Annotated in this window: 10 protein-coding genes; 6 read left to right on the top strand and 4 right to left on the bottom strand. The window is 67.2% G+C overall.

Features of this window, described 5'->3' with window-relative positions:
- From NBV68_RS14145 to NBV68_RS14130, 4 genes are all read left to right on the top strand, one after another.
- A partial coding sequence (locus NBV68_RS14145) for a squalene/phytoene synthase family protein (RefSeq protein ID WP_296310798.1) occupies positions 1–596 on the top strand: 596 nt, incomplete at its 5' end.
- 118 nt (positions 597–714) lie between these two features.
- On the top strand, positions 715–1,203 hold the full coding sequence (locus NBV68_RS14140) for a hypothetical protein (protein ID WP_296310796.1): 489 nt from the start codon (positions 715–717) through the stop codon (positions 1,201–1,203).
- Entirely contained in the window at positions 1,200–3,101 is a 1,902-nt protein-coding gene (locus NBV68_RS14135) for an acetyl/propionyl/methylcrotonyl-CoA carboxylase subunit alpha (RefSeq protein WP_296310794.1), read from the top strand. The genes NBV68_RS14140 and NBV68_RS14135 overlap by 4 nt, the downstream gene beginning before the upstream one ends.
- Before the next feature lie 108 nt (positions 3,102–3,209).
- On the top strand, positions 3,210–4,775 hold the full coding sequence (locus tag NBV68_RS14130; protein WP_296310792.1) for a carboxyl transferase domain-containing protein: 1,566 nt from the start codon (positions 3,210–3,212) through the stop codon (positions 4,773–4,775).
- A gap of 81 nt (positions 4,776–4,856) precedes the next feature.
- Here NBV68_RS14130 and NBV68_RS14125 read toward each other — a convergent pair whose 3' ends face one another.
- The gene (locus tag NBV68_RS14125; RefSeq protein ID WP_296310791.1) at positions 4,857–6,104 is read right to left on the bottom strand and encodes a multidrug effflux MFS transporter; all 1,248 of its coding nucleotides are present in this window, start codon (positions 6,102–6,104) and stop codon (positions 4,857–4,859) included.
- A 127-nt stretch (positions 6,105–6,231) separates the two neighbouring features.
- On the opposite strand from NBV68_RS14125, the gene dinB reads away from it, so the two are divergent.
- Both dinB and NBV68_RS14115 read left to right on the top strand, forming a co-directional pair.
- Positions 6,232–7,365: a DNA polymerase IV gene (gene dinB, locus NBV68_RS14120; RefSeq protein ID WP_296310789.1), complete on the top strand. Its 1,134-nt coding sequence runs from the start codon at positions 6,232–6,234 to the stop codon at positions 7,363–7,365.
- A 24-nt stretch (positions 7,366–7,389) separates the two neighbouring features.
- Positions 7,390–7,800, top strand: coding sequence for a hypothetical protein (locus tag NBV68_RS14115; RefSeq protein WP_296310787.1), 411 nt, complete (start codon positions 7,390–7,392; stop codon positions 7,798–7,800).
- Here NBV68_RS14115 and NBV68_RS14110 read toward each other — a convergent pair.
- The 3 genes from NBV68_RS14110 to NBV68_RS14100 all read right to left on the bottom strand — a co-directional run bounded on the left by NBV68_RS14110 (position 7,797) and on the right by NBV68_RS14100 (position 9,434).
- The gene (locus NBV68_RS14110) at positions 7,797–8,270 is read right to left on the bottom strand and encodes an NUDIX domain-containing protein (protein WP_296310785.1); all 474 of its coding nucleotides are present in this window, start codon (positions 8,268–8,270) and stop codon (positions 7,797–7,799) included. The genes NBV68_RS14115 and NBV68_RS14110 overlap by 4 nt on opposite strands.
- 16 nt (positions 8,271–8,286) lie before the next feature.
- Positions 8,287–8,901: a 6-phosphogluconolactonase gene (locus tag NBV68_RS14105; RefSeq protein WP_296310783.1), complete on the bottom strand. Its 615-nt coding sequence runs from the start codon at positions 8,899–8,901 to the stop codon at positions 8,287–8,289.
- Positions 8,902–8,972: 71 nt separating this feature from the next.
- The gene (locus tag NBV68_RS14100; RefSeq protein ID WP_296310801.1) at positions 8,973–9,434 is read right to left on the bottom strand and encodes a DNA starvation/stationary phase protection protein; all 462 of its coding nucleotides are present in this window, start codon (positions 9,432–9,434) and stop codon (positions 8,973–8,975) included.
- Positions 9,435–9,477: the final 43 nt, after the last annotated feature.

The raw sequence follows: 9,477 nt of genomic DNA, 5'->3' as shown, positions 1-9,477 counted from the left end.
GCCCGCGCACCGAGGCCGACATGCTGCGCTATTGCTACCATGTCGCGGGCGCGGTGGGCGTGATGATGGCGGTGGTGATGGGGGTCTCGCCTCACGATCAGGAGACGCTCGACCGGGCGAATGACTTGGGCCTCGCCTTCCAGCTTTCGAACATCGCCCGCGATATCGTCGAGGATGATGCGGCGGGGCGGTGCTATCTCCCCATCAGCTGGCTGGTCGAGCAGGATATCGAGCCCGGCCAGCACACCAAGCCGCACCACCGCAAGGAACTCGCCGAGATGACCGCTCGGCTGGTGGCGCTGGTGGAAAAGCACGAGGCGGCAGCGCGCGTGGGCGCGGCGAAACTCCCCTTCCGCAGCCGCTGGGCGGTGCTCTCCGCCGCGCGTATCTATGGCGCGATCGGGCGCAAGGTGCGCGCGCGGGGGACGAAGGCGTGGGATTCGCGCACCTACGTGCCGCGGGGCGAGAAGGCGCTCTATGGCGTGCGGGCGTTCCTCTCGGCGGTGCTCAACCGCGAGAAGGTGCCTGCGGGCGGGATCCATTGGGGCATTGCGGATTACCGGCCCAAATCAACCTATCCGTCTCCCCGGACTTGATCCGGGGTCCAGCTTTTCTTCCGCGGAGAAGTGGGGAGCGGGATCCCGGCTCGGGGGCCGGGAAGACGAAGTGGCGATGCGGTTTCCTTTGCAACCAAGCCACGCTAATCCCACCGCTATGAAAGTCATTCCCGCCATAGCACTCACGCTCGCCGCCGCGCCGCTCGCTGCGCAGGATCCCTACCCTGAGCACGCTGACGTCACCTCCGCTGTCGATGCCTTCTTCGACGCCCTGCGCAGCGACGACAAGACCGCTCTGGCGCGGACGATGGACCCGCAGGGCCTGATCACCATCCACAACCGCATGGACCCCGCCGCGCCGAAGATCCTCTTCGTGCCGGTGGCCAAGCACCTCGAGAACTGGCTCAAGTCCCCGCCGGGGCTCGACGAGCGGATGATCTACCAGACAGTCCTGATCGAGGGCGACATGGCGCAGGTGTGGGGCCCCTACCGCTTCATCGCGGGCGGCAAGACCAGCCATTGCGGGGTGAACTCCATGAGCCTCGTGAAGCGAGACGGCGCGTGGAAAATCGCCAACACCAGCTTCTCGATGGTCCCGCCCGACCAATGCGCGGCTCTCGGCGCGCCGGAGGCTCCCGCACAATGATCACCAAGCTCCTGATCGCCAATCGCGGCGAGATCGCCTGCCGGATCATGCGCACCGCCCGCGCCATGGGCGTCGCGACGGTCGCGGTCTATTCCGATGCCGATGCCAAGGCGCTGCATGTGCGGAGCGCCGACGAGAGCGTGCATATCGGCCCCTCGCCCGCTGCCGAAAGCTATCTGGTCGGCGAGAAGATCATCGCCGCCGCCAAGCAGACCGGGGCGGACGCGATCCATCCCGGATATGGCTTCCTGTCGGAAAACGCCGACTTCGCGCAGGCCGTGCTGGACGCTGGGCTGATCTGGGTCGGCCCCAAGCCTGCGAGCATTCGCGCGATGGGGCTGAAGGACGCGGCCAAGGCGCGAATGATCGAGGCGGGTGTTCCCGTCACCCCCGGCTATCTCGGCGCGGACCAATCGCTGGAACGCCTCACCAAGGAGGCCGAGGCCATCGGCTACCCCGTCCTCATCAAGGCGGTCGCAGGCGGCGGCGGCAAGGGGATGCGCAAGGTCGATGCCCCTGCGGACTTCGCCGCGAGCCTCGAAAGCTGCCGCCGCGAGGCCAAGGCCAGCTTCGGCAATGACGAGGTGCTGCTCGAAAAGTGGATCACCTCGCCCCGCCATATCGAAGTGCAGGTGTTTGGCGATGCCCACGGCAATGTCGTCCACCTGTTCGAACGCGACTGCTCGCTCCAGCGCCGACACCAGAAGGTGATCGAGGAAGCCCCCGCCCCCGGCATGGACGAAGCCACCCGCGAGGCGATCTGCGCCGCCGCCGTGCGCGCCGCTAAGGCGGTCGATTACGAGGGCGCAGGCACGATCGAATTCATCGCCGACGCCTCGGAAGGCCTGCGCGCCGACCGCATCTTCTTCATGGAGATGAACACGCGCCTGCAAGTCGAACACCCCGTCACCGAGGAAATCACCGGGGTCGATCTGGTCGAATGGCAATTGCGCGTCGCAAGCGGCGAGCCGCTGCCCAAGCGGCAGGAGGAGTTGTCGATCAACGGCCACGCGATCGAGGCGCGGCTCTATGCAGAGGACCCGGCCAAGGGGTTCTTGCCGAGCACGGGGCGGTTGGAAGTCGCCAACCTTGGCGCGGACTATTGCCGCATCGACACCGGCGTAGAGGCTGGCGCGGAAATCTCGCCGTTCTACGATCCGATGATCGCCAAGATCATTTACCACGCCGAGGACCGCGAAACCGCGATCGACGGGATGTGGCGCGCATGTGCTGTCACCGCAATTTCGCCTGTCCGCAGCAACGCATGGTTCTTGCATCGCCTGCTTGCTCTCGACGAATACCAGTCCGGTCAGATGACGACCGGGACGATCGGCGTACATATCGACGCATTGACTGCCGAGCCGAAGCTGTCGGCCTTTGCGCTTCAGGATGCAGCGAATGAAGCCGTCATTCCCGATTGGTGGGCAGAAGATCGCGAACGCATCGAAGGGCTGGCTGGATTTCGCCTCAATGCTGCGCGAAATACCAAGGTCCGTCTGCTGGTGAATGGCGAGGAGGCCGTCGCGGCAACCTTTCAGCAAGCCGCAAGCGTTGACGACAACTATTCCGGTTTTCAGGGAGTCGCAGCCGACGGGCTCCGGTATGAGAACGGAGCGGTCTTCAAGGTTGCTCCCTATCGCCACGACGGCACCGGCCAAGCCTCCGCCGCCGATGGCGCGATCATCGCGCCGATGCCGGGCAAGGTCATCGCGGTCGATGTCGCCGAAGGCCAGGCCGTCACCGCCGGGCAGCGGCTGATGGTGCTTGAGGCGATGAAGATGGAACACGCCCTCACAGCGCCCTTTGACGGAGTGATCGAGGGGCTGACGGTCAGCGCAGGCGCGCAGGTGCAGGTTGATGCGGTGTTGTGCAAGGTGGTGTCTGCTTCGACAGAATAGACTTGCCCACCCCCGGCCCCTCCCGCAAGCGGGAGGGGAGAAGAAGCGCAGGCCAGTCCCCCTCCCGCCTGCGGGAGGGGTTAGGGGTGGGCCTGTGAGGGAGAGGCAATGACCTGGGCCAAGGAACTCGAAGAACTGCGGCAACGCGAAGCCCTCGCCGAGCAGATGGGCGGCGCGGACAAGGTGGCGCGGCAGCACTCGCGCGGGAAGATGGACGCCCGCGCTCGGCTCGCAGCGCTGTGCGACGAAGGCTCCTTCCGCGAGATCGGCAAGATTGCGGGCAGCGCGAAGTATGACGCCAATGGCGACCTCGCCAGCGTCACCCCCGCCCCCTTCCTGTTCGGCAAGGCCCTCATCAATGGCCGCCCCGTCGTCGCCACGGCCGACGATTTCACCATACGCGGCGGCGCGGCGGACGCCGGGATTGCGCGCAAGATGGTGCAGGCCGAGATGATGGCGCATCAGCTGAAGCTCCCCATCATCCGCATGATCGACGGGACGGGCGGCGGCGGCAGCGTCAAGACGCTCGAACAGATCGGTGCGACCTATATCCCCGCCGTGCCCGGCTGGGGCGATGTGGTGACCAACCTCGACACCGTTCCCGTGGTGGCGCTTGCGCTTGGCCCGACGGCGGGCCTCGGCGCGGCGCGGACGGTCGCGAGCCACTACTCGATCATGGTCAAGGGCCTCTCGCAAATCTTCGCCGCTGGCCCCGCCGTCGTCGACGGGTTGGGCGAGGCCTACAAGGGCGGCGCGGCCAATCACGAGGAGGCCAAGGAGGCGCTCGGCGGATCGGCGATCCACACCCGCAACGGCGTGGTCGATGACGAGGTGGCAAGCGAGGCCGAAGCCTTCGCCCGTGCGCGGCATTTCCTCAGCTTCATGCCCGAATATGTCGGCCAGCCCGCGCGTCGCTCGGCCTGCGATGACCCCGCCGACCGGCGCGAGGAGGCGCTGCTCAGCCTCGTCCCGCGTGACGCGAAACAGGTCTATTCGATGCGGCGCTGCATGGAGATGCTGTTCGACACCGGCACCGTGTTCGAGATCGGCAAGCACTGGGGTCGCGCCGCGATCACCACCTTTGCGCGGCTCGACGGCTGGCCGGTGTGCGTCATCGCCAGCGATCCCAGTTACCTCGGCGGATCGTGGGAGGCCAAGACCAGCGAGAAGGTTGAACGCTTCGTCCGCCTCGCCGACCAGTTCCGCCTGCCCATCGTCCACCTCGTCGACAACCCCGGTTTCATGATCGGGCGCGAGGCGGAGATGGCGGGGACGATCCGTTACGGCGTCAATGCGATGAACGCGATCTACCGCGCGACCGTGCCGCTCGCCAGCATCGTCCTCAGGCGCGCCTATGGCATCGCCGGCAGCGCAATGAGCAATGCCGAGCGCTACCAGTACCGCTATTGCTGGCCGAGCGGCGACTGGGGGAGCCTGCCCATCGCGGGCGGCTTGGAGGTCGCCTACAAGGCGGAGCTGGAGGCCTCGGATGACCCGGCGGCGCTGCTCGAGGAAATCCGCGAAAGGCTGGCGAAAGTGACCTCGCCGTTCCGCTCGGCCGAGCGCTTCAATGTCGAGGACATCATAGACCCACGCGATACGCGGCCGCTGCTGTGCGAGTTTGCGGGGTTGGCTTGGAGAAAGCTCGAAAGCGAGCGCTGGGCCCACCCCTAACCCCTCCCGCAAGCGAGAGGGGGACTGCGTAGCGCGAGTAACTCCCCTCCCGCTTGCGGGAGGGGTCGGGGGTGGGCCTACTCAACGCCCACGCATCTCCGCATCACTCGGCCCGAACAGCTTGCCCTTCTCGCTCCACAGCACCAGAGCAAGGCACGCAAGGCCGCTCGCCAGCAGCGCCAGCGCGAGGGGGCGCGCGGTGCCATCGTACGCGTAGCCGATCGCCCCGCCGAGCAGCGCTGCGGTGGTCATGCGCACGAAGCCGTGGGCCGAGCTCGCTGCGCCGGCGATGGCGAAGAAGGGGTTCATCGCGATCGCGCCGAAATTGCTGCCGATGAAGCCGAGCAGCGCCATGTTGATCGCCATCAGCGGGACGAAGTGCCACAGTTCCTCGCCCGGCTGGAAGGCGAACATGACCTGCACCGCGCTCACACCGATGAAGGCGAACAGCGCAGTGTGGCTCACCCGGCGCGCGCCGAAACGCTCGACGATGCGCGAGTTCGACCAGCTCGCCAGAGCCATCGATCCGGCGCAGATGCCGAACACCAGCGGGAAGATATCGCCCGCACCGAAGGTCTGGGTGATGAGTTGCTGCGAGGAATTGATGAAGCCGAACAGCGCGCCGAACACCAGCGCCGAGCCGATCACATAGCCCGCGACGCTCGGCTGGGTCAGCGCGCGGCCCATGTTGGCGGCGATCGCGCGCACCGCGATCGGCTGGCGGTTTTCCTCGGTAAGACTCTCGGGCAGGCGGACGTAGACCCAAGCACCCATCACCACCCCCAGCACTGCCATCGCGGCGAAGATCGCGCGCCAGCTGCCGAATTGCAGGATCGCCTCTCCAATGGTGGGCGCGATCGCGGGGACCATCAGGAAGATCACGAAGATGAGGCTCATCATGCGGGCCATCTTGTCGCCGCCTACGCGGTCGCGGATGATCGCCGGCGGAAGCGCGACGATCCCGGCGGCGAAGAAACCCTGCGCGGCGCGCACCGCGATCAGCGCGTCATAGGTCGGCGCGAGCGCGGAGAGCACCGAGAGCACGATATAGACCGCGACCGCGCCGAGCAGCACCGGCCGCCGCCCGAAGCGGTCGGCGAGCGCGCCGGGCACCAGCGACCCGATCCCGCCGGTCAGCAGGAAGACGCCGATCACGAACTGGCGGTCATTGCCGCTCACCGAAAGATCGGCGGCAAGCGCGTCGAGCGCGGGCAGAATCGCGTCGATACCGAAGGCGTTCAGCGCCATCAGCATCGCCATCATCCACAACAGCTCGGTCTCGCCGAGGGCCTTGCGGGCGGGCATAACAGAGGCTTGCGAGGTGGCCATCGCGGGGCCCTTGCCCATGGGTTCGCCGGAAGACCACTGTTCTTTTCGCATGTGCACAAAATGGCAGGGAGAGTGAATTGTTCCAGCAACAGTTCCTTCCCCGCCGGCAAGGTTCTATTTGCAAGGCATGACCCGGACGGCTCCGTCAGACGAAGATGACACCGCGCGCGCGGGCGAGCTTGGCCTGCGCAAGATCATCCATGTCGACATGGATGCCTTCTTCGCCAGCGTCGAACAGCGCGACAATCCCGAGTTGAAGGGAAAGCCTGTCGCCGTTGGCGGCGCGGGCGGGCGGGGGGTGGTGGCCGCCGCGAGCTACGAGGCGAGGAAGTTCGGCGTGAAGAGCGCCATGCCCTCGGTCACCGCCCAGCGATTGTGCCCCGACCTCGTCTTCGTGCGCCCGCGCTTCGATGCCTACAAGGAAGCAAGCCGCCAGATCCGCCGGGTGTTCGAACATCACACCGCGATCATCGAGCCGCTGAGCCTCGACGAGGCCTATCTCGATGTGACCGACGACCGCCTCGGGATCGGCTCTGCCACCCGCATCGCCGAGCTGATCCGCCAGGAAATCCGCGCCAAGACCCGGCTGACCGCGAGCGCGGGAGTGAGCTACAACAAGTTCCTCGCCAAGCTTGCCAGCGACCAGAACAAGCCCGACGGGATGTGCATCATCCGCCCCGGGGAGGGCGCCCAATTCGTGGCGGGGCTGCCGATCCGGCGCTTCCACGGGGTCGGGCCCAAGGCCGAGGAAAAGATGCGCGCGCTCGGTATTGCGACCGGCGCGGACTTGGCGGCGAAGGACATCGCCTTCCTGCGCCAGCACTTCGGCAGCATGGCGGACTATCTGTTCAGGGCGGCGCGCGGCATCGACCTGCGCCCCGTGGCGGCGCACCGCATCAGGAAGTCGGTCGGCGGGGAGCGGACGTTCTCGGAGGACATCGGCAGCGGCTCGAGCTTGCGCGAAACACTCGAGAACATCATCGACATCGTGTGGGAGCGGATCGAGGCGGCCGGGGCGCGCGGCCGGACGGTGACGCTCAAGATGAAGTTCACCGATTTCCAGATCATGACCCGCGCCACCTCCCAGCCCGATTACGTCAGCGGCAAGGTGGAGTTCGCGCGCCTCGCCCGCGCGCTGCTGGAGGCGGAGCTACCCTTGCGCGGGCCGATCCGGCTGATGGGGCTGACGCTCTCGGGGCTGGAGGGGGCGGAGACTTCGGCGCGCGAGGCGATTGATACCGCACAACTCTCGCTGCTATAGGCCGCATCCAAGGAGCGCGAGGACATGCCGAGAATTCACCCGATCGCAGGCCTCGCCGCGCTGATGCTTGCGCTCTCGCCAGCCCGCGCCGAAGAGCCGGCAGCAGTCGTCGATCCGCAGATCGAAGGCCCCGCGCGCTGCGCCGCTGTCTACACCTTCTTCAGCGTCTTCATCGGCAAGGAGAATCCTGCGGCCAAGCAAGCGCTGACCGACGCGGCGGTGCGCTTGCTCGAACACGCCAGCGACATCCCGCGCGGGAACGAGCCGCTGGTGCGCGAACGCTTCAAGGCGAACAATGATGCCTTGCTGGCGGCGCTGACCGATTCCACGACCGGCAAGGCGGCGCGCGAGGCGCTGGGGGAAGAGCTGAAGACCTGCGGCGACACCGAGAAGCAGATTTTTGGCTCCTCGGTGCGCGAGCGGATCAACCGCTAACCCACCCCCCGGCCCCGCCACACCGCGATCCGCCTGCGCGTGGTCTCGCCCAGCGGTTCGGGGAGCGAGTGCGAGGGGAAGAAGCGCGCCTCGGTTACCTCGCGGCGGTCGGGCTTGGGCTGGCGGTCACACACGCCGGCGAAGATATGCGCGGTGTGGGGCGAGCCCGAGAGCACCTCCTCGAGCGTGCCCACCGGCTCGAGCCGGGCAAGGTCCACCCCCAGCTCCTCGCGCACCTCGCGCCGCGCGGCGGCAAGCGGGTCCTCACCGCGCCCGAGCCCGCCGCCCGGCAGGCTCCAGACCGCCGGGCCATAGGAGTGCTTGAGCAGCAGCACGTCACCGCCAAGGTTGGTGACGATCACGCTCACTCCGGCAATCGGGGTCTTGCGCCACAGCCGCCAGCGGTGCCGGAGCGCATGGGCGAGCGGCAGCAGGGCGCGGTGGAGCGGGGCGGGGAGGATGTTCGGCACCGAGTCTCACTCCTCCTCAGGCAAAGACCGTGACGGGAATGCCGCGCGCCCGCGCCGCGCCGAGCAGGCGGGCGACGGGAAGATCATTCTCACCGCGAGCCGCCGCATCGAAAACTGCGCGCTTGTCCGCCGCTCCGCCGAGCGTGAACAGGATCGCGTCCGTCGCCAGCAGCGCCGGGATCGTCAGCGTGATCCGGTCGAAGGGGGCGTGGGCGGGAAGCGGATCGGGGGTGAGGCGGCGCACCGGCGCAGGATCGTCAAGCTGCGGGTCGGTATTGGGAAACAGCGAGGCGACATGCCCGTCAGGCCCCATGCCGAGCCAGGTCAGCGCGAAGTGCGGCGGCGCGGCGTCCTCGACGAGCGGCACGATTCGCGCGCCCGACGGCTCCAGTAACGCCCGGATCTTGCCGGTGTTGGAGGCCTCGTGATCCTCGGGGACGATGCGGTCGTCATTGGGCCACACCTCCCAGCCCGCCCAGTCGATCCCTCCCTGCGCGATCAGCGCGGCAAGTATCGGGAAGGGGGTCGAGCCGCCGGGCACGGTGATCGCCCCGCTCCCGCCCATCTGCGCCAGCAGCCAGTGGGCGATCGCGGCATGGCCCTCGCCCTCGAATATCGTGATGTCGCCCATGCCTGCGACCATAGCAAAAGGGCCGCCCCCGGCAATGGGAACGGCCCTTCCTTGGAAAGCTATGCGCAGGCTTACGCCAGCAGCGACTTCAGGAACCACACGCGTTCCTCGGCCATGTCGGTCCAGTCGTCGAGCAGCCCGTCGGTGGCGTTGTCGCCGGCCTGTTCGGTCAGGTCCTTCATCGCCTTCATCCGCGCGACGACCTTCTGGTTATCGTCCGCAAGCTCGGCGATCATGTCCTCGGCCTTGAGGCTGGTGCTGTCCTGATCCTTGATCTGCGTCGCCCCGGCCATCGCGCCGAGCGAGGTCAGCGTGTCGGCATCGAGCTTGCGCACCCGCTCGGCAATCGCGTCGATCTGGCCCTGCACCGCGCCGGCCTGGGCATCGAACAGCAGGTGCAGATCGTGGAAACGCGGGCCCTTGACGTGCCAGTGGAAGTTCTTGGTCTTGATGTAGAGCGCGAAGTGATCGGCCAGCAGCCCGTTGAGCTCGGCGACCAGCGCGGTCTTCGAATTGGTTTTGGCGTCTGCCATGATGTTCTCCTTGGGTTCGCGTGCGAGAGGCGCTGCGGCTTCT

Origin of the sequence: Erythrobacter sp., assembly GCF_023653175.1 — a bacterium.
Lineage (GTDB): Bacteria > Pseudomonadota > Alphaproteobacteria > Sphingomonadales > Sphingomonadaceae > Erythrobacter.
The sequence above is the reverse complement of the archived record's forward strand: the minus strand, read 5'-3'. Positions and strand labels throughout refer to the sequence as shown.

Bases quoted from the DNA above. Each gene is read 5' to 3' on its own strand.
- NBV68_RS14140 (WP_296310796.1), top strand. From the start codon at position 715: ATGAAAGTCATTCCCGCCATAGCACTCACGCTCGCCGCCGCGCCGCTC.
- dinB (WP_296310789.1), top strand. From the start codon at position 6,232: ATGACCCGGACGGCTCCGTCAGACGAAGATGACACCGCGCGCGCGGGC.
- NBV68_RS14115 (WP_296310787.1), top strand. From the start codon at position 7,390: ATGCCGAGAATTCACCCGATCGCAGGCCTCGCCGCGCTGATGCTTGCG.
- NBV68_RS14135 (WP_296310794.1), top strand. From the start codon at position 1,200: ATGATCACCAAGCTCCTGATCGCCAATCGCGGCGAGATCGCCTGCCGG.
- NBV68_RS14130 (WP_296310792.1), top strand. From the start codon at position 3,210: ATGACCTGGGCCAAGGAACTCGAAGAACTGCGGCAACGCGAAGCCCTC.
- NBV68_RS14105 (WP_296310783.1), bottom strand. From the start codon at position 8,901: ATGGGCGACATCACGATATTCGAGGGCGAGGGCCATGCCGCGATCGCC.
- NBV68_RS14125 (WP_296310791.1), bottom strand. From the start codon at position 6,104: ATGGCCACCTCGCAAGCCTCTGTTATGCCCGCCCGCAAGGCCCTCGGC.
- NBV68_RS14100 (WP_296310801.1), bottom strand. From the start codon at position 9,434: ATGGCAGACGCCAAAACCAATTCGAAGACCGCGCTGGTCGCCGAGCTC.